We start from the raw sequence: 23266 nt of genomic DNA on the forward strand, positions 1-23266 counted from the left end.
GCTTACCCTTCAGAAGGAGGGTGGGCAGCTCCCTTCACCGCACTGGCGACCGACCTGTGACGCGCCGTGGTCATGGTGCGACCGCTTCGGTTCGCAGACCCTGGTCACGGAGCAGGTCGAGGGTGCGGCGATCCGCCGAAGGGCCGGTGACGAGCGGGTCCACGTCGGAGATGGGGGCGACGGCCGCCGTCCCGGGCTTCATACGCGAAACCCGGGACGGTGGTCGTCGTCGGATCGGCTCGCTCCTATTCGAACCGGATCTCGTCGATGGTGATGGTGGAGGATCCGCCGTACCAGAAGCCCATGGCGAGCTGGCCCGGGGAGGTGCGGCTGATCCCGTTGGCGGCCATCGGGATCCTGACGTCCTTGTAGGCGGTGGTGATCGTCGGGTGCGCCCCGCCGTCGAGGGTGTAGTCGGCGAACACCTTGGTCGCTCCGCCCAGACCCAGGTTGAAGTGGGCCTGTTCACCGCCCGTGGCGCCCTTGACGCGGATCACCAGGTGGGTCTTCGAGGTCAGGTCCGCTCCGACGTCGCTGCCGAACCAGCCGCAGTTGTCGTAGCGCAGGCTCAGCGCGCCGCCGGTGAGCACCCCGGAGCCGCCGCCGTCCAGGAAACAGTTGGCCCCCGTCCATTTGCCCAGGTCGTTCCGCGCGCTGGACGGGTACGCCGGGTTGCCGTCGAAGTCGTCCAGCACCAGACCGGTGCCGCCCGACGCCTCGTCCGTGACGACGGTGACCGTGTTGCTCGACGGCGAGAGGTTCCCCGCCGCGTCCTTGGCCTTGACCGTGTAGCCGTAACTCGTCGACGGGCTCAGGCCCTCGTCGGTGTACGAGGTGCCGGTGGGCGAGGCGACTTTCGTGGCGCCCCGGTAGACCTCGTAGCCGGTGACCCCGACGTTGTCGGTGGCCCCGCTCCACGACAGCGACACCGAGGTGGCGGTCTTGCCCGTCGAGGTCAGCGTGGGCGCGGTGGGCGCGGCGCAGTCTCCGGAGCATCCGGTCGTGGTGGCGCTCACCGCGGCGGACCGGCCCGAGACGTTGCCGGCGTTGTCGACCGCCTCGACCGTGTACTGGTAGGTGCGTCCCGCGGACAACCCGGTGTCGGTGAACGAGGTACCGGTGACCGGTGTCGCGGTGACCTTCGTCCCCGACCGGTAGACGTTGTAGCCGCGCAGCCCGCTGCCGCCGGTGTCGGCCGAGGCGGACCACGACAGCGAGACGCTGGTGTCGGTGCGCCCGGTGACGGTCAGGCCGGCCGGGGTGGACGGCGCCGTGCAGTCGCCACCGCAGGTGCCCGTGGTGCTGACCGAGCCCAGGTTGACCCAGCCGTCGGCGCCCTGGTTGGCGTTGGCGAACGACAGCGGATAGGCCGGACGCCACCTGTCGATGGTCCAGTCGGTGAGCCGTACGGACGCCGGACGGTTGCGCAGCACGTCCTGCGTGACGGCCTCCAGCGGGTTCCGTACACGCAGTACGAGCTGGTAGCTCCCGGCGGGCACGCCCGCGGCGTTGAGGTTCGCCGAGAAGTTCACCGGGCGGCCGTAGTCGAGGTAGGTCGGGTCCGCGCCGACGTTCCAGTCAGGGAAGGCGCGGATCTTGAGCGGCTGGACGGTACGGATGTCCCAGTCGGTGTCCCAGGTCTTGACCACGTTTCCGCCGGAGTCGCGCAGCCCGAGGACGAACTTCCACGGGTAGTAGAACGGCGCCACCCCGTCGTTCTGGACGGTGACGCCGACCTTGAACGTGCCGCCGGCGCTCGCGTTGAAGTTGGCCTGCGGGATGTGCAGGTTGTAGCCCATCTTCCGGACGCCCGCGGCGACCTTCGGGTCGGTGACGCTGTAGCCGGTCGCCCCCGTCTGGTTGATCATCCAGCTGATGTGGGTGAGCTCGGTGGCGGCGAGCACGTCGTCGACCTGGCCGCCGCCGCCCGGCCAGTTGGCGTACAGGCTGCCCTGGATCTCCGGCCGGGCCTCCCCGCCGATCGACTGGGTGGTCCAGCGGTTCTCCGTACCGTTGTCCAACATGATCTGGGTGAACGCGTCGTCCCAGCCGTTCAGGGACCTGGGCAGCGTCATGCTCTTGAGCTGGCCGCCGCGCCACTCCTTGTAGGGCCAGGAGTCGTCGTGGAAGCCGATGTCCGCCGTCTGGGTGCCCGCCAGGCCCGGGTAGCGGACTTCGAGCTGGACGTTGTCGAACGCGGTGTCGTACGCGTTGACGAGGGTGCGGATGGTGGTGTCGGTCGGCATCAGGTCGGGATGGCCGTCGGCGGTGTCCCGGTCGTACGGCCAGGTGTGCCATTCACCCCACAGCCCGACCAGGCCCAGGGACATGAACCCGATCCGGGGGTCGGCCGTGCCTCCCGGCCCCGACCTGTCGTAACGGGCGGCGAAGGCGTTGATGAAGTTGACGAACGCGGCGACGACGTCGGGGTCGTCGTAGTCGGGGCTGACGGTGCCCCAGAATCCGTTGGTGCGCAGGGCCGTCTTGCCGTTGAGGCAGGGCGGGATGCCGTTGCCGGGGTGGGATCCCGAGCCGCCCGGATACTCGACGTAGAAGCGGAAGGCCAGCTGGCGGCCCCAGACGGCGGCCTCGTCCAGGGCCTTCTCGAAGATCGTCCAGTCGAAGGTGTCGCAGTCGGCGGGGTCCTTCATGATCTCGTTGAGGGCGAAGTAGCTCCACAGGACCCCGCCCGGATACTTGGCGCCGTAGTCGTCGCCGGGGAACAGGTAGGGGGCGAATCCCTTCAGCGGCTGCCCCACCGGCGTGTCGGCGTAGGCGTAGGTGTGGGTGGTCAGCGTGGTGTCCGGCGGCGGGCCGGCGGGCGGCCGCGGAGGCGGGCCGGCGGGGGCGGCCGCGGCGGGGACCGCCCAGCCTGTCAGCAGGGTCGTCACGGCGGCGAGGGAGGCGAACCAACGTCTGATCTTCATGGGAGCCTCGGTGAAGGTGGGGGGAGGTTGTCACAGCGAAACCTGGACGTAACGGAATACAAACACGAAGGTTTCGCTTACGCCAGATCTGATTTTCGCTATCGCAAGCCCGTCGGCTCGCGCCCCTCACCGAGATACATATGATTAGCTCTTGACAAACTATCGCTAGCCCACATCATTATTAACCGATGGCCGGCCGTGGAACGCCGGTGAGTGGCTGCCGATAAGGAGCGCGCATGCACGCGGTTGGGACACGACCCGATGCCGGGACCGACCAGCATTCGGGGCTTCCCGGCCGCGGAGGCGGTCCACGGAGACGGCGGGACGATCGGCTGGTCGGGTGGTTGTTCCTGCTGCCGGTGATCGTCGGTTTCGTCGTCTTCTACGCCTACCCGACGATCCGGGGCGTGTGGTACTCGTTCACGGACTACAGCCTGCTCAACGATCCGTCGTACGTGGGCACCGACAACTACAAGCAGCTGGTCGACGACGAACAGTTCTGGAACGCGCTGAAGGTCACGGGCTACTACGTGGTCGTGAACATCGTCTCGCAGACGGTGGTCGCGCTGGGGCTGGCGGCGTTGATGCACCGGCTGACCCGGTCGGTCGTGCTGCGTGCGGCGCTGCTGGTTCCCTGGTTGGTGCCGAACGTGACGATCGGCTTGTTGTGGGCGTGGCTGCTGGACCCCGACCTCGGATTCGTCAACCACCTCCTCGGCCTGGCCGGACTCGACACGACCCTGTCGTTCAACTCCCCGACCTGGGCGATGCCCCTGGTGGCCCTGGTCAACAGCTGGGCCTACACCGGCTACACCGCGCTGCTGCTCTACGCCGGGATGCTGCAGATACCGCAGCATCTGTACGAGGGCGCAGCGATCGACGGCGCGGGCGAAGTGCGGATGTTCCGATCGATCACTCTGCCGCTCCTGCGGCCGATCCTGGCGCTGGTGCTGGTGGTGTCGTTGATCGGCTCGTTCCAGATCTTCGACACGGTCGCGGTCGTGTACGGCGGCAAGGCGCCCATCCCGGAGACCCGTGTCATCTACTACTACATCTACCAGCAGGCCTTCACCTACTTCCACATGGGATACGCCGCCGCCGTGGCGATGGTCCTCGTGGTCATCCTCGGCGTGCTGACGGCCGTGCAGATGCGGATGCTGCGCGCGTCGCGCTCGGACCTGGGCTAAGGAGCCTTCGGATGTTCTCCGGAATGAAGATCGGCAGAGGCGCCGCCTGGTTCGCCCTCATCGCCGCGGTCGCGCTCACCATCTTCCCCTTCTACTGGATGGTCCGTACGGCCCTCACTCCCGCGGCCGACCTCTACCGCGACTCGACCGCGCTGTGGCCGCAGAACCCCACATTGATCAACTTCACGCGGGTCCTGGGTCTGGTCGACCCCGAACAGGCCAGAGCCGCGGGCGGGTCGGGCGCGCAGATCAATTTCCTGCTGTACACGATGAACTCGCTGATCTACAGCGGGCTGATCGCCGTCGTGCAGACCTTCTGCTGCGCCATGGCGGGCTACGCCTTCGCCCGGCTGCGTTTCCCGGGCAGGGACCTGATGTTCGGAATCATCGTCGCCGCGCTGATGGTGCCGCCGATCTTCACGCTCCTGCCGAACTTCGTCCTGGTCAAGCAGCTGGGGATCCTGAACACCATCCCGGGCATGGTCCTCCCCAGCCTGTTGATGACGCCGTTCGCGGTCTTCTTCCTGCGCCAGTTCTTCCTGTCCATCCCCAGGGACGTGGAGGAGGCCGCGACGCTCGAAGGCATCAGCCGGTGGGGGATGTTCTGGAGGATCGTGCTCCCCATGAGCCGGGGCCCGCTGGTCACCATCGGGCTGACCACCATCGTGTGGAGCTGGAAGGACTACCTGTGGCCGTTGCTGGTAGGGAAGGACGAGAGCACCCGTGTCCTCACCGTCGGCCTGGGCGTGTTCCTCCAGCAGTCCCCGAACACGGCACCGGACTGGACCGGGCTCATGGCCGGATCGGTCCTGTCCATCCTCCCGGTGCTCCTCCTGCTCATCTTCCTCGGCAAGCGGCTGGTGCAGTCCATGAACTTCTCCGGCATGAAATGACGGCGCCCGCGGTGGTCCAGCCGGCGGTGGCCGGGAAGCCGGCGGTGGTCGCCGCCCCGTTGCCGACCTCGCCGGCGGTGGTCGCCGCCCCGTTGCCGACGCCGCCCCGTTGCCGACCTCGATCGTCGCCGTACGGACCTCCGCCGAGAGGCGACGGCGGCACGGCGCAGGACCGCGCCGGGAGGGGACGCATGGGGTGGCGACCTCCGCCGAAGGGGTGGATGGAGTCCCCCGATGGGTGGCGGCCCGGGGTCAGAAGACCCGGGTCCGGCCGAGTGTGAGCCAGCCGGGAACGGTGGTGTCCTGGTCGGCGTTGGCGAAGCGCAGCGGCATGCCGTTCCGGAGCGGGTTGGCGGCCCGCAGAACCAGCGTGTAGTCGCCCTTCCGCAGGCCCGCGGCGGGCAGGGCGGCGGTGAGCTCGGCCGGGACGCCGGGCATGACGCCGGTCAGCTTCCACGACGTCGTCCAGGTCCTGGCGATCCGGCCGTCGCGGCCGATGGCGGCCACCTGAAGGGGCCAGTCGTAGGAGAACGGGGCGACGCCGTCGTTCTGGATCCGGAGGGCGAGGTCGAGGCTGTGGCGCCGGTGGCCGGTCTTCACCGCGGTGACCCGCAGCTGGTAGCCCAGTGACTTCGCGCCGGCCAGGGCCTTGTCGTAGGCGGCGCCCGTGTAGCCGGGGCTGAAGGCGTAGTGGTTGAGCAGCCAGGAGGCGTGGGTCTGGGTGACGCTTGCGGGGAAGTCCTTGTCTCCGTCGCCGGCGCAGTCCATCGGCGTGTTGAAGATGCAGCCCTGCAGTTCGGGCCGCAGCTCGCCGGCGACCGTGGCGCTCTTCCACTTGTCGGTGGTCCCGGCCTGCTGCATCAGGTCCATGAAGTGCCAGCCGGGCCCCGGCAGGGTGGAGTAGGCGAAGGAGTCGTCGTGGTAACCCATGTCGAGCGCCTTGTTGTCGGCACTGGGGTAGCGGACCATGAGCCTGGTCTCGTCGAAGGCCTCGTCGTAGGCGTTCAGGACCCTGAGCTGCCGGGCCTGGGAGGCGAACCAGTTCTCCGTACCGGCGTCCCCGTTGTGCGGCCAGGTGTGCCACTCGCCCCAGAAGCCCAGCAGGCCGAGCTGGACGAACCCCACACGGGGGTCTCCGTCGTAGCGGTGGCCGAGCGCGGCGATGAACCGGTCGAGCGCGGCGGCCAGGTTCGGGTCGTCGTAGTCGGGCGACACGCTCTGCCCGTTGTTGCCGAAGTCGTCGTACGGGCGGGTCAGCAGACCCTGGTCGAGCAGGAATTTCGGAATGCCGCTGGGCTTGCCCGGATAGTCCAGATAGAAGCGGAACGCCGCCTGGTGGCCTCGGGCGGCGATCGCGTTCAGCTGCTCTTCCAGGGGCCGCCAGTCGAACCGGTGGGGACCGGTCATCACCGCGTTCAGCGGCAGGTAGAACCACTCCATCGAGTGCGGGAACGTCGTATAGGCGCCCGCGTAGGGGATGAAGCCCTCCAGCGGATTGGCGTCCGGAGCCTCCGCCGCCGCCAGTGCCCGCCAGTCCGGCTGCGTGGCCGCGGTCGAGCTTGGGGCGGGCAGCGCCGCCGCGACCGCGGCCAGGGCGGCGACGACCGCCATCCGGGCAGGCCGGTTGATCGAAAAGTGGACCATCGAAACCTCCACATGACGTCCGCCAAGGCATTTATGAGCTAGCCTTGACAAATTTTCGATGAGCCACATCATTATTCGAGAGAGCGAACAAGGCAAGAGGGAACTTTCCGGCCCTCGGCCCCACCCCCCAGGAAGAGGCATCTCGATGATCAATAGGAAGCGGGTCGGCACAGCGCTGCTGTGCGGGCTGCTGGCGGGCACCGCGCTCACCGCGTGCGGCGGCTCCGAGGCCGACGACTCGGCGAACGGCCAGGTCACGCTCGACTACTGGCTGTGGGACGACAAGCAGCAGGCCTCCTACCAGGCCTGCGCCGACGCCTTCCACGCCGCGAACCCGAACATCACCGTCAAGATCACTCAGACGGCCTGGGCGCAGTACTGGCAGAACCTGACCACGCAGCTGGCCGCCGGCGAAGCCCCGGACGTGTGGACCAACCAGTTGTCGTACTACCCGCAGTTCGTGTCCAGTCAGCAGATCCTCGACATCCAGCCCTACGTCGACGCCGACAAGGTCGATCTGAGCCAGTACCAGGAAGGGCTGGCGGACCTCTGGACCAAGGACGGCCGCCGGTACGGACTGCCCAAGGACTGGGACACCGAAGCGATCGTCTACAACAGCGAGATGCTCGACAAGGCCGGCATCAAGGCCGCCGACCTGGCCGACCTCACCTGGAACCCCGCCGACGGCGGCAGCTTCGAGCAGGTCATCGCCAAGCTCACCGTCGACGACAAGGGCCGCAACGGCCTGGACCCGGCCTTCGACAAGGACAACGTCGCGGTCTACGGATACCAGCCGGAGTGGAACGACGGCTCCCAGGGCCAGAACGGGTGGGGCGAACTGGCCGCCGCCAACGGCTTCACCTACCTGGACAAGAACCCGTGGGGCACCCGGTACAAGTACGACGACCCCAAACTGATCGAGACCATCGGCTGGTACAAGACGCTGACCGACAAGGGATACGCGCCCAAGTTCGACAAGCAGTCGACGCTCGGCATCGACGCGGTGATGAACTCGGGGAAGGCCGCGCTGACGATCGCGGGCTCCTGGACCATCAACACCTACCTGGGCGCCGACGCCAAGCAGAAGTTCGCGCTCGCACCACTGCCCGTCGGCCCGGTCGGAGTCCGCAAGAGCGCCATCAACGGCCTGTCGGACGCGATCTGGGCGGGCACCAAGAACAAGGACGCCGCGTGGAAGTGGGTGAAGTACCTCGGGTCGGCCGACTGCCAGGACGTGGTCGCCGGTAACGCCGTGGTGTTCCCCGCCATCAAGAGCTCGACCGAGAAGGCGCTGGCCGCCCACAAGGCCAAGGGCCGTGACGTGCAGGTGTACGTCGACTACACCAAGACTCCCGGCGGGACATTCCTCCTGCCGATCACCGAGCACGGCACCGAGATCAGCCAGATCGTGCAGGACGCCCTGCAGTCGGTCATTCTCGGCCAGTCCGACCCCGCTGAGGCGCTGAAGAAGGCAAATCAGCAGGTCAACGGCCTGTTCGGTTGACCGTTCCATCCTCTGCCCCGTCCGGCGGGATCCCCCCTGAGCATCCCGCCGGACGGTCACCACTGCTCGAAGGAGAACCATGCCCCTGCTCGTCGACCTGGCCGGCCGCGACTTCGCGGTCGAACTCACCGGTTCCGAGCCCCCCGCGCCCGTCGGCGGCGGCCTGATCCTGCCGCCAGGCCGGGTAGCGATCCTGCACGGTCTTGGCGACGCCCTGTTCTACCGCCACGGCCAGAACTCCTGGAGCCCGTGCGGATGGCGCCGCCTCAGCGAGCCCCCTCTGCGGATCGCCAATCCCGAACGGCGCCTGACCGCCGACGACACCGTCTGGGACGATCCGGCCCGCCACCACTCCTCGGCCGTGGCCGCGCTGCAGGGCGCCGACGGCCGGGTGCTGCTGCTGGGTTCTCTCGGGCTGGGCACCCCCCGCCTGGCCGCCGACCACGACACCATCGTCGGCTGGTGCGAGGACGACGGAGCTCCCTGGTTTCTCGCCTACGGTCCCGAGCAGGAGGTCTTCGCGCACTACACCGAGCAGCTGGCCGAGCGGCTGGGCAGCAGCGACCGGCGCGCCGGCAACGTGTGGTGCACGTGGTACGCCTACTACGAAGGCATCACCGAACAGGTGCTGAACAAGGACATCGCCGGACTGGCCGGTCTGCGGTTCGACGTCGTCCAGATCGACGACGGCTGGCAGCAGGCCGTCGGGGACTGGCAGCCCAACGACAAGTTCCCCTCCGGCATGCGGGCCCTGACCGAACGGATCACCACCGCCGGGATGAGCGCCGGCCTGTGGCTCGCACCGTTCATCGTGCTGCCCACCTCGGCGACGGCACGCGAACATCCCGAGTTCCTGCTGCGCGACGCCGACGGAGAGCCGGTCGTCGCCGGCCACAACTGGGGCACCGGTTACTGGGCTCTGGACCTCACCCACCCCGGTGTCCAGGAACACCTCACCCGGCTGATCCACCGCGTGGTCCACGAATGGGGCTTCACCTATCTCAAGCTCGACTTCATCAACGCCGGTGCCATCCCCGGCGTCCGGCACTCCGGGGCACCTCGCGAACAGGCCTATCGGGACGCGCTCGCCCTGATCCGGCGCGTCGCAGGTCCGGAGGTCTACCTGCTCGGCAGCGGTGGTCTTCTGCTGCCCTCGCTCGGACTCGTCGACGGGCTGCGCAGCGGCCCCGACGTCGCCCCGCTGTGGACCAACTACGCCACCGACGACCCCTCGGACGCGATGGCCTACAACGCCGTCGTGAACACGCTGCACCGGCTGTGGCAGTCGCCTCTCGCCCAGGTCGACCCCGACATCGTCTATTTCCGCAGCCGCCTCAACCTGCTCACCGAGACCCAGATGAGCTGGCTGCACGACCTGGCCGCGATCTGCGGATTCAAGGCCGTCTCCGACCCGCCGTCCTGGCTCAGCCCGGACGAGCTCGAGCGCATGGCCGCCTACCTCGCCGAACAGCCCGAGATCGTCCAGGAAGGCAGATACCGCTTCGCCATCGATGGCCGCACCGTCGATTTCACCGCCGCGTTGAACCCCGAACGGCAGTATCCGATCTCGTGACGGGCCGCTAGAATTTCGCTTTAACAAAGCATAATTGGGGGGTAGTGGTGTCCGACACGGCCGGAGCCGATGTCAGCAAGCTCCGCGAACTCAACTCGCTCAGCATCGTCCGGGCGATGCGAGGTCAGCCACCCGCCACCGTCACCGAGCTCGCCGCCCGCACCGGCCTGTCCCGGCCCGGGACCGACGTCGTGGTCCGCGGGCTGGTCACCGACGGGTGGGTGAAGGTCGTCGAACCCGACGGCAGCAGCGTCGGCCGTCCGGCCCGCCGCTACCGCTTCAACGCCGGCGCCGGACACGTGCTCGGCGTCGACGTCGGCGGCCACAAGATACTTGTCCTGCTCGCCGACCTCGAAGGACGGGTCCTGCGCAGCCACCAGCTGCCGGTCGAGCCCGACGCGGACCCGGCCGCGCGACTCGAAGCCGTCGACACCGCCATCTCCCAATGCCTGACGGCCGCCGGGATGCGGCCCGACCAGATCTGGACGGTGACGGTCGGGGTGACCGGCCCCGTCGACGCGACCGGCCGTACCACGCTGTTCACCCCGCTGCCGGGCTGGGCGAGCGTTTCTCCCATCGAGCACCTCGCGACCCGGTTCACCTGCCCGATCCTTGTCGAGAACGACTGCAAACTCGCCGCCGTCGCCGAACGCTGGCAAGGCGCCGCACAGGACGCCGACGACATCGTCTACCTGCTGGCGGGCATGCGAACCGGTGCCGGTCTCATCCTCGACGGCACCCTGCGGCGCGGCTACGGAGGAGCGGCCGGCGAGATCGGCGCGCTCAAAGCGGTCCGCTGGCTCTCCGCCCCCTCCCACATCGAGAACTGTCCCGGGATGCCCGAGGACATCCATCCGAACGACAAGGCCGCCTGGGTCTTCGAACACGCCCGCGAAGGCGACCGCGACGCCAGGACCGCGCTCCGCCGCTATGTCAAAGACCTGGCCGTCGGGGCCGCGGCCCTCGTGCTGACCCTCGACCCGCAGGTCGTCATCCTCGGCGGCGGCTACTCCCGCTCCGCCGACCTCCTCATCGACCCCCTCGAACGGGAGCTACGCCGCCTCTGCCTGCGCGTCCCCGAGATCAGGGCGTCCGACCTCGGCGCGGACAGCGTCGCCCTCGGCGCTCTGCGCGTCGCCCTGGACCAGGTCGACGCGCAACTGTTCACCGACGGAATGCCCGCGCCTCTCACCGCCCACGCCTGAGATCCCCCATCCGGGTGACGCCCTTCACCAGGCGAGAGTGGGCTTCTCCTCCGCCTGCCGGCGGCCGGCTTCGGCGTCCACCGCGTCGGCCGACTCGTCGGCCCGGTTCCGGCCCCGGCAAGCACCGCTACGTCGTCGAGCGGACCTCCGAACGGACCTTCGAGCGGAAAAGGACCTGCTCAACGGGAACCTCGCCGCTCGGCCGACCCGACCGCCCTGCTGCATGCCTTCCGCCGCCCGCGCATCCGCCGGGAGATCCGCGCCGACATCCGTGAAGCTTTCCTCAGCCTGGCTTGCGCGCTCATCTGCCGACGCCGAAGAGACCGGGTGAGTACCGCGACGAGAAAGGCCCCTGAGCAGATAATCCCTGCTCAGGGGCCTTGTTTGCAGTGCCATGGCGAAGCCCGTACGTAGATCCGTCCCGCCGCCGCCCACCAGTGAGATTCCCTCGGCGCGGCACAGCGAGTGCACGACCCGGGCCGCCGCATCGCACGACAGCACGCTGACCAGGCCGCCTCGGGTCATGACGCGTCGATGCGCCCAAGCCCGTACCAGTCGCGTGCCCGGCGTCTGGTCGCGTTCGCGCTCCGGGCGGCGAGCCCGAACGCCACGGGGATCGGCCAGTTCAGCAGGCCTGCACCGTGCACGCGAAGGAACTCCTCGACGCCGAGGAACTCGTTGATGCCGGTCAGCAACGGAATGATCAGCATGAACCGCAGGAACGGGGTGTGGAAGAAGTACAGCGTGCTGTTGAGGTCGTCGCGGACCCACATCCGGTACCGGTCGGGCACGAGCCTGCCGAACAGCCGGTAGCCGATCCACTGCCCCGCAGGGGGGCGGTCCCTGAGCCGGGTGAGCAGCCCGCCGCGGACGATGTCGAGACTGTCGCGAAAGGTGGGGCGCGTCTGCCCGGGGGCGGCGAGGTCCAGCAGGGTGCCCAGCACCTCCTGGCCCCGGTACTCGCGGAAGCGCGGCGGGTAGGCACGCATCAGCAGGCGGCAGCGCCGCTCGTAGGCGTCCATCACACTCCCGTCCCGGGCTGGAGGCGGAGGCGGCGCTGCGCGGTGGCGGCCAGGCGGGCGAGCCGGACGGTCTCCTCGGCCAGAAGGTTGCGGCCGTGCCCGGTCAGGTCGTAGTAGCGGCGGTGACGGCCGTCGACGACTTCCTCCTTGACCACGGCGACCATGCCTTCCCCGGCCAGCCGGTCCAGGGCGCCGTACAGGGTGCCCGCGCCCAGCCGGATACGGCCCTCCGACAACTCCTGGACGGCTTTGATCACCCCGTAGCCGTGGAGCGGGCCGTCGGAGAGCGCCAGGAGCACGAGGTAACTCTGCTCACGTAGTGCCATAGTCGATATATATCGCCAGGCGAACTATGGAGCAAGGTCAGCTTCCGGCTATGCGGGTCACAGAACACACCCCCCGTCAGCTCAGTCCCATGTCGGGACCGCCCACTTTCCGCCGCACCCTCGGGACGTGTTGCAAGGACTACCCGTCCCGCAGCACCATCGCGGGCATCCGCCGCGTCCTACGCTCCGCGCTCGGCAACGCTGTCCGCGAAGAGCTGATCTCCAAGAACGTCACCGCGCTGACCACCCTGCCCAGCGCAAGCAAGACGAGAAAGAAGCGCCAGCGCGTGGTGTGGGGCGTCGAAGAGGCACGGCGCTTCCTCGAACACCTGCGGGCGGTCGATGTTGGGCTTGCCTGGGACGTGACAGACAGGACGATCAGGCCCCTACGCCAGCCACCACGAAGCCGGCTCGTGCGATTGGCGATCATCCCGGAGCCGAGGTCCCCGCCGGAGGCCCATGAGACGGCGCGGCAGGTAGTAAAGAGTGGCAACGATCACGGCGGCGATCAGGAGCGCGGAAAGCAGCAGGGCGCCCAGGATGATCACTGTGCGGAAGGCCTCGTAGGCGAACCAGAGATAGACCTCTCCGTTGGAGACGCCGGGGAAGGGGGCCTCGGCTGTTTCATCGGGTAACAAAGTCGCTCCTCGTCATATACGCCGTAGGTGCAGAGCGAAGGTATATCGCTCTGTGAGGCGCGTCTTGTCAGCCCTGGTGTGTGCGGCGGTGCGGCCCTGTGCGGCGGCGGATGGTCGGGTACGGCGGGCGTGGGGTGCGGCGCGCGGCCCGGAGTCCCGCGCCGTCCGGGGCCGGCCCCCAGGCCGCATGCCCGGACGGCAGGCGGGCGGCGGGCCGCGCCGCCGCCTTGATCTACAGGGACGGCGACCGGTGGCGCGGGGCCATCTCCCTCGGGTAGGGACCCAACGGGGAGCACATCCGCAAGAAGGTCTCCGGCAAGACCCGGGCCGAGGTCGTCGAGAAGGTCCGGAAGATCCGTGAGGGCATCGCCAAGGGACTCCCGGTCCCCGACGACAAGATCACCGTAGGCGCGTTCCCCGACCGGCGGCGAGCGATGCTTGAGACCTGTGGATCGGCCGGGAAGGGGTGTACCTTCCCGGTGATCGTTCGAGGTCTCACACGCATGGCCGACGCGCCAATGTCGACTGGGAAGGCACACCCATGCTCACCGTGGTCCCTGACCCCGCCGCCGACGACGACCGCCGCACGACCGAGGGCCCCGTCTCCGCCGCGCTGATCGACGAACTCGTCCGGGAAGGCGCCCGCCGGATGCTCGCCGAGGCGCTGAAGGCCGAGGTGGACGCCCGCATCGCCGCCTTCGCCGACGAGCGCGACGAAGGCGGCCGCCGCCTGGTCGTGCGCAACGGCTCCCATGCCCCGCGCGAGATCCTCACCGTGGCCGGCGCGATCGAGGTCCGCGCGCCCCGGGTCAACGACAAGCGCACCGGCCCCGTCACCGGCGAGCGCAAGCGGTTCGTCTCGTCCGTCCTGCCGCCGTGGTGCCGCAAAACATCCAAGGTCAGCGAGGTGCTGCCGCTGCTGTACCTGCACGGCCTGTCCTCTGGCGACTTCGTCCCCGCGCTGGGGCAGTTTCTCGGCTCGACGCCGGGGCTGTCGGCATCGGTGGTCACGAAGCTGACCGAGCAGTGGAAGATCGAGCAGCGCGCCTTCGCCGCCCGGGACCTGTCGGGCGTGGACTACGTCTACCTGTGGGCCGACGGCATCCACGTCAACGTGCGCCTGGACGAGCAGCGCCTGTGCCTGCTGGCGATGATCGGCGTGCGCGCCGATGGCCGCAAGGAGCTCGTCGCCCTGGCCGACGGCTACCGCGAGCCGGCCGAGTCCTGGGCGGACCTGCCGCGCGACTGCGCCCGGTGCGGGATGCGCGCGCCGGTGCTCGCGGCCACCGACGGCGCACTGGGGTTCTGGGGCGCGCCGGGCGAGGTGTTCCCGCAGACCAGAGTCCAGAGGCGCTGGTTCCACAAGATCGCTAACGTGCTCGGGGCTATATCGAAGTCGGCGCACCCGGGGGCGAAGAAGGCGCTGGCGGAGATCTGGGATGCCGAGGACAAGACGCATGCCCTGGCGGCCGTGGAGGCGTTCCAGGCGACCTACTGCGCCAAGTACGGCAAGGAGGTGGCCAAGGTCACGGGCGACGTCGAGCAGTTGCTGGCGTTCTACGACTTCCCGGCCGAGCACTGGGTGCATCTGCGCACGACCAACCCCGTCGAGTCGACGTTCGCCACGGTCCGCCACCGCACCAAGGTCACCAAAGGGCCGGGGTCGCGCGCGACCGGGCTGGCGATGGCGTTCAAGCTGATCGAGTCGGCCCAGGCCCGGCTGATCGAGTCGGCCCAGGCCCGGCTGATCGAGTCGGCCCAGGCCCGCTGGCGCGCGGTCAACGCACCTCATCTCGTCGCGCTGGTCCGCGCCCGGGCGGTCTTCGTCAATGGCAGGCTCGTCGAGCGACCCAAAGGAGCCGCCGCGTGACCGGCCGAAGCGCCGCCATGCAGCCGGCCGACGACGAGCATCAGCGGTTCGCTCACTACTTGCAGGAACTGGCGGATGTCAGCTCGCAGGACGAGGTCGGCCTGGTGGGTCGGGTCCTGCGTGATCCGGATACGGTGATGGCCCAGTCGGCGGTGGTCCGTCACCTGGACCGGCGGGCGGCGCAGCTTCTGACCGACGCGGGTTTCCCCGACTGGTTCGAGGCCATGGTCATCGTGACCGCGGAGTGGGAGTTCCTCGTTCACCGCCTGCGCGAATGGATGGTGTTGAGGTCGATCACCATCGATGACACGCGGGGGTCGGAGGATCTCCTGGCCGCCTCCGATTGGTGTCAACGCACGGCCGCACGGGTGCTGACATCATCGGCTGCGCTGCGCCTACTCGCCGAGCGGGGGAGAACACGACGTGTTCGCGCTGCCGCCGGTCTTCGACTGGCTCAGCAACGCCGGTAGCCAAGTCCCTTTGATCCACAGTCTTGACGATTGCTCTACCCTGACGTCTCGTCGCACCTGGTGAGAACGTCTTTGACGATGATCAGCGCCTCTGGGCATCCACCACCGTCTCAGGGCGCTGTCAGCACCCGCGTCAGCAAGGTCCCGCCCTGCTCGCCCCCTCCGATCCACCGGCACACGGCAGTCCACAGGCAACGGCCCTACAGCGGCCCCGCAGGAGGTATGTACGGCAAGGGCGTGGAGCGGGCGACGGCGTCGGCCGGTGACGGAGCCGGGCAGAAGCGGTCCCGCCCGGGCAGTGCCCCGGTGGCGAGGAAGGAGCTCATCGCCTCGTCGGCGCAGCTGCCGAGCCCGAAGACGCCGTGGCCGCCCTGGTCGACCGTGATCATGGCGGCCCGCCGTCCGAGCGCGGCGCGCAGGCCGCGGGCGTTCGCGAGGGACGTGGAGGGATCGCGGGTGTTCTGCAGGATCAGCACGTTGCGCGGCCCGGTACCGGTGACCGTCACCGGCGGCTCCACGGGCCGGGTGGGCCATGCCGCGCACGGCCAGAGGTTCGAGGGCATGCCCGCCGTCACCGGCCACGCCCGCCGGTCGGCCGCGACCTGCCGGGCGTGCAACGCCACGCTGCGCGGCCAGGCGACGTCGTCGCAGATCACCGCGTAGAGCGCGGCGGTGCTGTTGTCCGCCGGTATCTCCGCCGTCCCGGTGTCACCGCCGCCGGCCCTACCGGCAGAGCCCAGCCGGTCCAGTCGCGTCAGGACGGCGGCGTCCACAGTGGATCCTGATGTGCCGGCCACGAGCTCCTGCCATACCCCGGCGATGAGGGGGAAGTAGCCGTCGAAGTAGAGCCCCCTTCGGGTGATCTCGCGCAGTGCGTTGCCGTCGATCACGGGGCCGCCTGGGACCGGCACGGGTTGCCGGTCAAGGGCCGCGATCAGCCGGTTGAACGTGCGCCTGACCTCGTCCGGCGTCGTGCCGAGGTGGTAGACGGCGTCCCGCTCGGCCGCGAAGGCGAGGAGGTCGGGCAGACGCACCGCGACCGCCTCGCTCCAGGTCCGCAACATGTCCCGCCACACCAGGTCCGGATCGACGGCGCTGTCCAGCACGATCCGATCGGTGCGTCCCGGGAACATCGAGATGTAGACGGCTCCCAGATAGGTACCGTAGGAGATGCCGAAGTAGGACAGTTTCGGCTCGCCGAGTGCGGCTCGGATGCGGTCCATGTCCCGGGCCGTGTTGGCCGTGGTGATGAACGGAAGCAGATCGCCGGAGTGCTCGGCGCACGCGGCCGCGGTGTCCCGTGCGAAGGCGATGTTGCGCTCGATGTCGCCATCCGGCGCCGGATAGGGCAGCCGCAGCGTGAACTGCTTCACGGGATCGAGACCACAGGTGACCGGGGTGCTGTGGCCGACCCCTCGCGGATCGAAGCCGATCAGGTCGTACTGATCCAGGACCTCGCGCGGCAGTACGACCGCCAGCTGGCTGATCAGGTCCAGGCCGCTGTCGCCCGGGCCGCCCGGGTTGGACAGCAGGATCCCGCGACGCGACCCGGGTTGCGCTGTGCCGATCCGGGAGATCGCGATCTCGACGCTCCGCCCGCGCGGGGCGCGGTAGTCCAGCGGCATCCGTAAAGTCGCGCACTGCTGGCGTGGGTCGCGCGGGATACCGGATTCCACCGGCGGGCACTCGCCCCAGATCGGAGCCGCTCCCCCGGCTTCGGCCACCGCCGACTCCTGCGTGCCGATCCGGGCCCCGGCCGGCGTGGGCGCGCCTGCCGCCACGGTGGCCACTGTCGCCGCGGCGATGAACAATGTCAGGCTTGATCGCAGACTTAATCGCACTGATACCCCTTTCGCGAAGTTGGTGTGGGATTTCTGGAGCTGCCGATGCGGCGGCTCGGACGCCGCCTGATCGGCCGCCACGCCGACGTCGTGCGCCCGGCGACGTGACCCCCGCGGCCGGGCCGCGGTCATGACGAGGCCGGTGTTGCGGCGCCGGCCGTCAGAGCCGCCTGCACGATGCGGATCGCCTCGCCCGTGTCGATGCCGACGCTGGCGATCACGGCCGCGTAGTCGGCGGCGGCCCGGCGGGCCCGCTCCCGGCCCTCCTCGCCGGCGGCCGACACGAACGAGCCCGCCCGCCCGCGCGTCTCGATCAGCCCCGCCTCCTCCAGCTCCCGGTAGGCCCGGCCGACCGTGTTGACGGCCAGGCCGAGGTCGGCCGCGAGGTGGCGGATGGTCGGCAGCCGGGCGCCCACGGCCAGCGTGCGGTCCTGGATCTGCCGGGCTAGCTGAGCCCGCAGCTGCTCGAACGGCGGCACCGGCGAGGCCGCGTCGATGACGATCATCGGACGCTCATGGCCCGCCGGGCCACCGTCGCGCTCGACGGCGTCCTGAAACGGAGCGCGACGAGCGTGATCATGGTCAGGATCAGGTAGGTGACCGCGGCGGCGCCCCACCAGCCGGGCGCGGTGCCGAACAGCAGCACCATGGGCAGCGTCCACTGCACGTTCGGCGTGGTGAGCTCGCGGGCGTCCTCGACGCGCATGATGACGTCGGCGGTCAGCGACTCCTCGTCCTCCGCCACGACCGGGCACCTGAGCAGGTGGCGCAGCTGCATGGCGGTGATGGCCGTCGCGCCGAGCAGGCCGATCAGCAGGACGACGGCCAGCTGCCGCACGGTGGGGTCGGGAACGGCCAGGGCGCTCGCGACCAGCGCCATCGCGCCGGCGAACGTGGCGACCGCGAAGACGGCGTACGACCGGCCGAGCACGGCCCGCCAGCCGGGCTGGATCAGATGGGCGGCCCTGCGCGACAGCGTCGCGCCCGCCCGCTGGTCGACGCGTCGCACCCACCGGTCGAGCAGCGACTGTGCCAGCAGCAGCCCGGCCACCAGCGCGGTCAGGGCCAGCAGCGGCAGCGGGCGCTGCGGCGGGGAGCCGCCGAAGGCGGAAGTGGCGGCGAGCGCGCTCGCGAGGATCAGCACGGCCAGGATGACGTGAGTGGCGAGGCGGGCGCGTTCCCGGACCGCCAGCCGGCTGGCCAGCAGCGGGGTCGGGCGGGCGCCGGCCAGGCCGTGCCGGGCCAGCCACGCGCCCGCCAGTCGCAGATCGGTCGCACGGGCCGGCGGGCCGGCGTCCGGTAACGGTTCACGGGTCATGGCGCCTCCTTTGTCGCAAGTTTTGTATCAGCATTGTGCGTCATAGCTTGCGACAAAGTCAACGCCCCAGGGCTCTCGTCGTCCCGGCGGCACGCGCCCCGGCTCAGCGGCGGCCATCGCCGTGGACCATCAAGTGGACGGCGCCGGCGCCGTCACCGCCTCGGGTATCTCCTCCTCGGTCGCGGTGACCCCGAAGATGCACTGCAGCAGTGTGCGCCCCCACCCGACCGTGGCGTCGGCGGCCTCTTCATCGGCCCTGGCCGGCACCGCGCCGCCGTGACATACGGCGACACCTCATGGGCCGGGTTCACCAGATCCCCGCTCATCCCTGTCCAGCCTCTCCCCAGGCGAAACAGTGCCCCCGGCGGCGTGCTCGCAGCACTCCTCGCCGTGACCGGCTCTAGAGCGTGTCCGACAAATGATCATGGCTGGCGCGGTTGAATGATCGTTCGTGGTGAGACGTGGTGAGCTGACCGACAAGGCATGGCAGCGGATCGAGCCGTTACCGCCCGCCGCGGACAGCCGGGGCCGTCCATGGCGGGATCACCGCCAGATCATCAACGGGATCTTGTGGCGGCTGCGGACCGGAGCGCCGTGGCGGGCGATCCCGGAACGATACGGGCCCCGGCAGACCTGCTACGAGCGATTCAAACGCTGGGACGCCGACGGCACCTGGGCCCGCCTGCTGCAGGAGATGCAGGTCAAGGACGACTCCGTCGGCCACGTCGAGTGGACCGCCGACATCGACTCCACCATCTCCCGCGCCCATCAGCACGCGGCCGGGGCGAGAAAAAGGGGGACGACGGCGGGACGATCGATACGAAGCAGTCGCAAAGGCGGCAGGCTCTCGGCCGCTCCCGGGGAGGACTCACCGCCAAGCTCCATCTGATCACCGAGGCCCGCGGCCTGCCCATGGCCGTGCAGCCGGCCCCGGGCAATGTGGTGGACCGCACCGCGTTCGAGGCGGCCATCGCCGCCCTGCGACTCCCGCGCGGCGGCCCGGGCCGGCCGCGCACCCGTCCGGACCGGCTGATCGGCGACAAGGGCTACCCCTCCAAGAAGACCCGCTCCTGCCTGCGCCGGCGCGGTATCCAGGCCGTCACCCCCGAACACCGGAACCGGACGACCGACCGCAGGCGCAAGGGCAGCCGGGGCGGCCGCCCTCCCGCTTCCGATTCCGAGACGTACAAGCAGCGCAACCTGGTCGGACGCTGCTTCGGCAAGCTCGAGCCATGGCGCGCGATCGCGACCCGCCTCGACAAACTCGCCGGCCGCTACCTCGCCGGTGTCACCACCGACTGCCTCATGCCGTGGCTCCGCCAGGCGGAATTGTCCGACACGCTCCAGCAAGACCCCTGAACGATCCAGGAAACGCGAAGGCTGTCGTGTCATGTCTGCACTCCTACCCGCCGCGGGACGGCCTCACGATCAGCTCTCAAACACGCTGTAAGTGATCTGCAAGTGGCACACCGCAGACTCTCCTCATCAGCACGACGCTGCCGCCCGCTTGGACGACACGAAGGGAAACACCATGCAGTTAGGCAAGAAGCTCACTGCCATCGCCGCTTGCGCCTTCATGGCGAGCGGGGTGCTGGCCGCGGCGTCCCCCGCAGCAGCTACTGCCGCTACGGCGGAGGAAAGTGCAGCAAGTTACTATTACGGCGCCATCGCCGTGTCGCGGGACGGCGATATCGGCAGGTCTTGGGACTACAGAACAGAGGCTACCGCCAAGCGGCGGGCACTGAGGGAATGCGGCCACTCCAGCTGCAAAGTCCTCACCACCTTCGTCAACGGTTGTGGTGCTGTCGCCTACAACTCCAGGAAAAACGTCTATTGGGGTGGCCGAGGGAGTACACCCGCCAAAGCGAAAAGGAACGCCATTGCCAACGCCGGCGGCGGCCGCTGGATCGTCTATCAGTGCACCAAACGATACCGCTAGCTCGATGCGTGAACGCCTGACGGGGTGAGTACGTCGACCGGAACGCGATCACGGTCGCCGAGTGGATCGAGGGGCACGCGGGCGAGATTAAGCCGCGTACACTCAACGGCTACCGGGTGATGATCCGGCGCAGATCCCCTCACCCGAGACCCGCAAGGCGCTCGATCGTTTGAATGCCAGCCTCGACGCCGAAAAAGACGACTGACACCATCGCCCACCACGACTCGACGAAGGCCCTCCGCCGCCCGGAGGGCCTTCGAGCATGTGCCGGCAAAGACGCACCGTCTGAGAAATGCCATGGACGCCGGAGCGCGTCGGCTGGCACGCTCCCATGCGTGACCGCGCTGGACGTGATGACCGAGTTCGGCTCGACCGGACGGATTGGGCCGCTGCGGTGCGGCGCGTCCCTAACCGACATCGCCGCCGTCCTCGGCCCACCGTGGGACATCGGCCGCGTCAGCACACGCACCCGATGGCCGCACCTGTTCTCCTACGGCCACGTCGAGCTGTGCGTCTGCCGCTGCCGAACCGTCACGACGCTCAGTGCCCAGACCTGGCACGACGTCGTCGAACTGCCCGCCGCCAGGACGAACACGATCACATCCTTGCCCGCGCGCCTGACCTACCGGCAGCTAACCGCCGCCCTGGACGCGGCCGGATGCTGCTGGCAGCCAGTCAGCCGGCAATCACCCGGGGGAGTCGAGCTGCGCACCCGGCCGCTGGGCGTCGCCTTCACCTTCCGCACCGACGACGGGCCCGAACCGCTCCTGGAGAACGCCAGCGTGTGGCTCGACCCGCACGACTGCCCGCCGCTCCCTCCCGGACACCCGGACGACGGCTTCGGTGCCTGACCGGACGGGCAGAGCGTTCCGTCGGAGGCTGCTCTCGGCAGACCTCGTTGCTGTATTTCACTGCTGTACGGACATGACAAAGGCCCTCCGGGATCATCCCGGAGGGCCTTTGATCTGCTGCGCGGCCGAGAGGACTCGAACCCCTAACCTTCTGATCCGTAGATCCCCAAACGATGTCCGGGGACGTTCAGACCAGTTCGCCGCGCACGCCGTGAAGAGTCCGCTCGTTCATATCAGTCCAACCCGGTTCATGATCGTCCATCCGGTTGGCTCCCAAGATGGCTCCCAGAAAGCCCGCCAGACTGCCTGCTCGCAAATCGGTTTGATCATGGGCCGTACGGCCCGTGAGCTGGGCGGTGGGCTTCCCGCAAGTGACCGCGACCGACCGCTGCCGACCGCCCTTAATGGCCCGCCAATGACCCGGCTACCATCGCCGATCATGACGTCGTGGAGCGCGCGATACCGTGCAGGCGAATGCTTTGCCGTCTGGGACGAGCTTCGCGCATACGGATCGACCGGTGTGCCAGAGGCTCTCTACGGGGATGCCGAGGAGGTCGCCCGAGAGACCATGTCGCGAGTGGCCGCCAACATCGATCTCGTCGTGGAGCGGCTTGCCGACGCGGGCTATGCCTTCGCCTTTCCCGAGTATGTATGCCAGCCACCCACGGCCGATGACCGGAGGGCCATCACGCAAGCGGAGCAGTCCATCGGTCCGCTTCCTCTCGCCCTGCGCGCCTGCATGGAGATCGTCGGCGGCGTCGACCTCTGCGGTGACGGTGGCGCGGTGCTGCCACACGTCAGCTACCACTTCGACCCCGGTGAGGACGCTGATCTGTACCCCGACCCGTTGGTACTCATGCCGGGCCGGCACTTGTGGAGCGTGTGGAGATCCCGATTGGAAGGCCTGGTCGACGAAGGCGCCTGTCCGGATCCCGCGCAGGAGGCCGGCAGCGGATCCCGTTCGGCAGTCATCGACTTCGTACTGGCCCCGGACGAGATCCATAAGGCGAATGTGAGCGGAGGAGAGCAGCGTATTCGCCTGCCCGACCGGTCCGCCGACCCCGAACTGTGGTCCGTGCCCCGGCGCAAGGGCGTCACGCTGGTCGAGTATCTGCGGACTTCACTGTCCTGGGGCGGCTTCCCCGGCTATGACGACCTGCCCGCAGGTGTTCCTTGGCCGGAGATCCTTGAAGAGCTACGCCGCGATCTTGTGATGTTCTGAGCAATGGCCTCCCATCAGCCCTCCCTTGATCACCCTCCTGACGGGCACGCGAGGAGCACGGGAGCGTCCACGCCTTCGTCGCCCCGGTGCTCGGTGGTCCGGGGCTGAGGCACGAAGCCCCGGACCGGCGATCGCCCCCGACCCCGTACGGTGGCCGGCCACAGCCTGGCGATCGTGAGGGTGGTAGGCCAGCGGACCGATCGGGAGATCGGCTCTCCGGTGTGCGATCATCGACGCCATGACGTCAACCAGAAAGGGCCATGCCGCGTAGGCGCCCCTCCGAGGTTCGCCCGCGACGGTTACGGTGCGGAACCCACAGACCCTCGATCCATCAGGTCCCCGGTCTTCCCTCCCGGCCCATGACTGCGGTGATCGCCCTGGAACACACCCTCCTGGAGCCAGGTGAGGTGGCCGCGGCACTGCGGGCCTGGACGCGGGACGTCATCCCCGGCACGACCGCCCGACTCCCACCCACATATTCGTGTCTTGGATGCGCATGGGAAGACGATCTGCGCGGAGACCTCGAACGGATACTCATCGCGCTGCCCCGCTGGGCCAGGCCATACCTCTACAGCCTGGTGCTCCCCATCGACAGGAGCTTCCTCGCCCGCACGTCACCGGATCCTCGTGCCTCGCCTGACTGGCCGTGGTGGCGGCAACGGCGCCGTCCGCACTTCGGGGACGGCATTGGCTGACCAGGCGGCGGTGCGGCCCACCTGCGGCGGGTTGGATGGGTGCGGCGGGTATGCGGTGCGGCGCGCGGCCCGGAGTCCCGCGCCGTCCGGGACCGGCCTCCAGGCCGCATGCCCGGACGGCTGGCGGGCGGCGGGCCGTGC

20 protein-coding genes are annotated in these 23266 nt (G+C 69.1%); 13 read left to right on the forward strand and 7 right to left on the reverse strand.

Annotated elements, in window-relative coordinates; translation table 11 throughout:
• Positions 1-245 precede the first annotated feature (245 nt).
• Positions 246-2927, reverse strand: coding sequence for a fibronectin type III domain-containing protein (locus tag ABD841_RS34590; protein WP_344980604.1), 2682 nt, complete (start codon positions 2925-2927; stop codon positions 246-248).
• Positions 2928-3271: 344 nt separating this feature from the next.
• Here ABD841_RS34590 and ABD841_RS34595 point away from each other — a divergent pair, with 344 nt between their 5' ends.
• Positions 3272-4114, forward strand: coding sequence for a carbohydrate ABC transporter permease (locus tag ABD841_RS34595; protein WP_344980606.1), 843 nt, complete (start codon positions 3272-3274; stop codon positions 4112-4114).
• A gap of 23 nt (positions 4115-4137) precedes the next feature.
• Positions 4138-5007 carry a carbohydrate ABC transporter permease gene (locus ABD841_RS34600; RefSeq protein ID WP_344980608.1) on the forward strand — a complete coding sequence of 290 codons (870 nt, stop codon included), beginning with the start codon at positions 4138-4140 and terminating at the stop codon, positions 5005-5007.
• 252 nt (positions 5008-5259) lie between these two features.
• On the opposite strand, the gene ABD841_RS34605 is transcribed toward ABD841_RS34600, so the two are convergent.
• The gene (locus ABD841_RS34605; protein ID WP_344980610.1) at positions 5260-6651 is read right to left on the reverse strand and encodes a DUF4832 domain-containing protein; all 1392 of its coding nucleotides are present in this window, start codon (positions 6649-6651) and stop codon (positions 5260-5262) included.
• Between the two features lie 145 nt (positions 6652-6796).
• Here ABD841_RS34605 and ABD841_RS34610 point away from each other — a divergent pair, with 145 nt between their 5' ends.
• From ABD841_RS34610 to ABD841_RS34620, 3 genes are all read left to right on the forward strand, one after another.
• Complete coding sequence (locus tag ABD841_RS34610; protein ID WP_344980612.1) at positions 6797-8155, forward strand: ABC transporter substrate-binding protein; 1359 nt, start codon at positions 6797-6799, stop codon at positions 8153-8155.
• A 79-nt stretch (positions 8156-8234) separates the two neighbouring features.
• Entirely contained in the window at positions 8235-9728 is a 1494-nt protein-coding gene (locus ABD841_RS34615) for a glycoside hydrolase family 36 protein (RefSeq protein WP_344980614.1), read from the forward strand.
• A gap of 44 nt (positions 9729-9772) precedes the next feature.
• Positions 9773-10933: an ROK family transcriptional regulator gene (locus tag ABD841_RS34620; protein WP_344980616.1), complete on the forward strand. Its 1161-nt coding sequence runs from the start codon at positions 9773-9775 to the stop codon at positions 10931-10933.
• Positions 10934-11454: 521 nt separating this feature from the next.
• On the opposite strand, the gene ABD841_RS34630 is transcribed toward ABD841_RS34620, so the two are convergent.
• Both ABD841_RS34630 and ABD841_RS34635 read right to left on the reverse strand, forming a co-directional pair.
• A complete protein-coding gene (locus tag ABD841_RS34630; protein WP_344980618.1) occupies positions 11455-11955 on the reverse strand; it encodes a hypothetical protein in 501 nt (166 codons plus the stop codon).
• Positions 11955-12281, reverse strand: coding sequence for a PadR family transcriptional regulator (locus tag ABD841_RS34635; protein WP_344980620.1), 327 nt, complete (start codon positions 12279-12281; stop codon positions 11955-11957). The genes ABD841_RS34630 and ABD841_RS34635 overlap by 1 nt, the downstream gene beginning before the upstream one ends.
• An 89-nt stretch (positions 12282-12370) precedes the next feature.
• Here ABD841_RS34635 and ABD841_RS34640 point away from each other — a divergent pair, with 89 nt between their 5' ends.
• The 3 genes from ABD841_RS34640 to ABD841_RS34650 all read left to right on the forward strand — a co-directional run bounded on the left by ABD841_RS34640 (position 12371) and on the right by ABD841_RS34650 (position 15259).
• Positions 12371-12916, forward strand: coding sequence for a hypothetical protein (locus ABD841_RS34640; RefSeq protein WP_344980621.1), 546 nt, complete (start codon positions 12371-12373; stop codon positions 12914-12916).
• Positions 12917-13460: 544 nt separating this feature from the next.
• On the forward strand, positions 13461-14789 hold the full coding sequence (locus tag ABD841_RS34645; RefSeq protein WP_344980623.1) for an IS256 family transposase: 1329 nt from the start codon (positions 13461-13463) through the stop codon (positions 14787-14789).
• Positions 14786-15259 (forward strand): hypothetical protein, encoded by a 474-nt coding sequence (locus ABD841_RS34650; RefSeq protein ID WP_344980625.1) that lies wholly within the window; start codon positions 14786-14788, stop codon positions 15257-15259. The genes ABD841_RS34645 and ABD841_RS34650 overlap by 4 nt, the downstream gene beginning before the upstream one ends.
• Before the next feature lie 200 nt (positions 15260-15459).
• On the opposite strand, the gene ABD841_RS34655 is transcribed toward ABD841_RS34650, so the two are convergent.
• The 3 genes from ABD841_RS34655 to ABD841_RS34665 form a co-directional block, all read right to left on the reverse strand.
• Positions 15460-17040, reverse strand: coding sequence for an alpha/beta hydrolase (locus ABD841_RS34655; protein ID WP_344980627.1), 1581 nt, complete (start codon positions 17038-17040; stop codon positions 15460-15462).
• A 188-nt stretch (positions 17041-17228) separates the two neighbouring features.
• Positions 17229-17606, reverse strand: a complete 378-nt coding sequence (locus ABD841_RS34660; protein ID WP_344980629.1) for a GntR family transcriptional regulator — start codon at positions 17604-17606, stop codon at positions 17229-17231.
• Positions 17603-18418: a hypothetical protein gene (locus ABD841_RS34665; RefSeq protein ID WP_344980631.1), complete on the reverse strand. Its 816-nt coding sequence runs from the start codon at positions 18416-18418 to the stop codon at positions 17603-17605. Before ABD841_RS34665 ends, ABD841_RS34660 begins: the two co-directional genes overlap by 4 nt.
• A gap of 451 nt (positions 18419-18869) precedes the next feature.
• On the opposite strand from ABD841_RS34665, the gene ABD841_RS34670 reads away from it, so the two are divergent.
• The 5 genes from ABD841_RS34670 (at position 18870) to ABD841_RS34690 (ending at position 23125) form a co-directional block, all read left to right on the forward strand.
• Positions 18870-19777, forward strand: a protein-coding gene (locus ABD841_RS34670; protein ID WP_425582090.1) for an IS5 family transposase whose coding sequence is annotated in 2 segments (ribosomal slippage) — positions 18870-19256 and positions 19259-19777 — 906 coding nt in all. Because the reading frame shifts where the segments join, the coding sequence is not laid out codon by codon here.
• Positions 19778-19949: 172 nt separating this feature from the next.
• Positions 19950-20357 (forward strand): DUF4189 domain-containing protein, encoded by a 408-nt coding sequence (locus ABD841_RS34675; RefSeq protein ID WP_344980633.1) that lies wholly within the window; start codon positions 19950-19952, stop codon positions 20355-20357.
• A gap of 335 nt (positions 20358-20692) precedes the next feature.
• Positions 20693-21208 (forward strand): hypothetical protein, encoded by a 516-nt coding sequence (locus ABD841_RS34680; RefSeq protein ID WP_344980635.1) that lies wholly within the window; start codon positions 20693-20695, stop codon positions 21206-21208.
• Between the two features lie 439 nt (positions 21209-21647).
• On the forward strand, positions 21648-22430 hold the full coding sequence (locus ABD841_RS34685; RefSeq protein ID WP_344980637.1) for a hypothetical protein: 783 nt from the start codon (positions 21648-21650) through the stop codon (positions 22428-22430).
• 359 nt (positions 22431-22789) lie between these two features.
• Positions 22790-23125, forward strand: a complete 336-nt coding sequence (locus ABD841_RS34690) for a hypothetical protein (RefSeq protein ID WP_344980639.1) — start codon at positions 22790-22792, stop codon at positions 23123-23125.
• The last annotated feature ends 141 nt before the right edge of the window (positions 23126-23266 follow it).

The sequence above is a fragment of the Streptosporangium fragile genome, from assembly GCF_039534445.1.
Classification (GTDB): Bacteria; Actinomycetota; Actinomycetes; order Streptosporangiales; family Streptosporangiaceae; genus Streptosporangium; species Streptosporangium fragile.

Excerpts from the sequence above, each read along its gene's own strand:
- ABD841_RS34635 (WP_344980620.1), bottom strand. The coding sequence starts at position 12,281 with ATGGCACTACGTGAGCAGAGTTACCTCGTGCTCCTGGCGCTCTCCGAC.
- ABD841_RS34590 (WP_344980604.1), bottom strand. The coding sequence starts at position 2,927 with ATGAAGATCAGACGTTGGTTCGCCTCCCTCGCCGCCGTGACGACCCTG.
- ABD841_RS34615 (WP_344980614.1), top strand. The coding sequence starts at position 8,235 with ATGCCCCTGCTCGTCGACCTGGCCGGCCGCGACTTCGCGGTCGAACTC.
- ABD841_RS34675 (WP_344980633.1), top strand. The coding sequence starts at position 19,950 with ATGCAGTTAGGCAAGAAGCTCACTGCCATCGCCGCTTGCGCCTTCATG.
- ABD841_RS34610 (WP_344980612.1), top strand. The coding sequence starts at position 6,797 with ATGATCAATAGGAAGCGGGTCGGCACAGCGCTGCTGTGCGGGCTGCTG.
- ABD841_RS34640 (WP_344980621.1), top strand. The coding sequence starts at position 12,371 with ATGTCGGGACCGCCCACTTTCCGCCGCACCCTCGGGACGTGTTGCAAG.
- ABD841_RS34605 (WP_344980610.1), bottom strand. The coding sequence starts at position 6,651 with ATGGTCCACTTTTCGATCAACCGGCCTGCCCGGATGGCGGTCGTCGCC.
- ABD841_RS34665 (WP_344980631.1), bottom strand. The coding sequence starts at position 18,418 with ATGACCCGTGAACCGTTACCGGACGCCGGCCCGCCGGCCCGTGCGACC.
- ABD841_RS34645 (WP_344980623.1), top strand. The coding sequence starts at position 13,461 with ATGCTCACCGTGGTCCCTGACCCCGCCGCCGACGACGACCGCCGCACG.
- ABD841_RS34630 (WP_344980618.1), bottom strand. The coding sequence starts at position 11,955 with ATGGACGCCTACGAGCGGCGCTGCCGCCTGCTGATGCGTGCCTACCCG.
- ABD841_RS34690 (WP_344980639.1), top strand. The coding sequence starts at position 22,790 with ATGACTGCGGTGATCGCCCTGGAACACACCCTCCTGGAGCCAGGTGAG.
- ABD841_RS34685 (WP_344980637.1), top strand. The coding sequence starts at position 21,648 with ATGACGTCGTGGAGCGCGCGATACCGTGCAGGCGAATGCTTTGCCGTC.
- ABD841_RS34660 (WP_344980629.1), bottom strand. The coding sequence starts at position 17,606 with ATGATCGTCATCGACGCGGCCTCGCCGGTGCCGCCGTTCGAGCAGCTG.
- ABD841_RS34600 (WP_344980608.1), top strand. The coding sequence starts at position 4,138 with ATGAAGATCGGCAGAGGCGCCGCCTGGTTCGCCCTCATCGCCGCGGTC.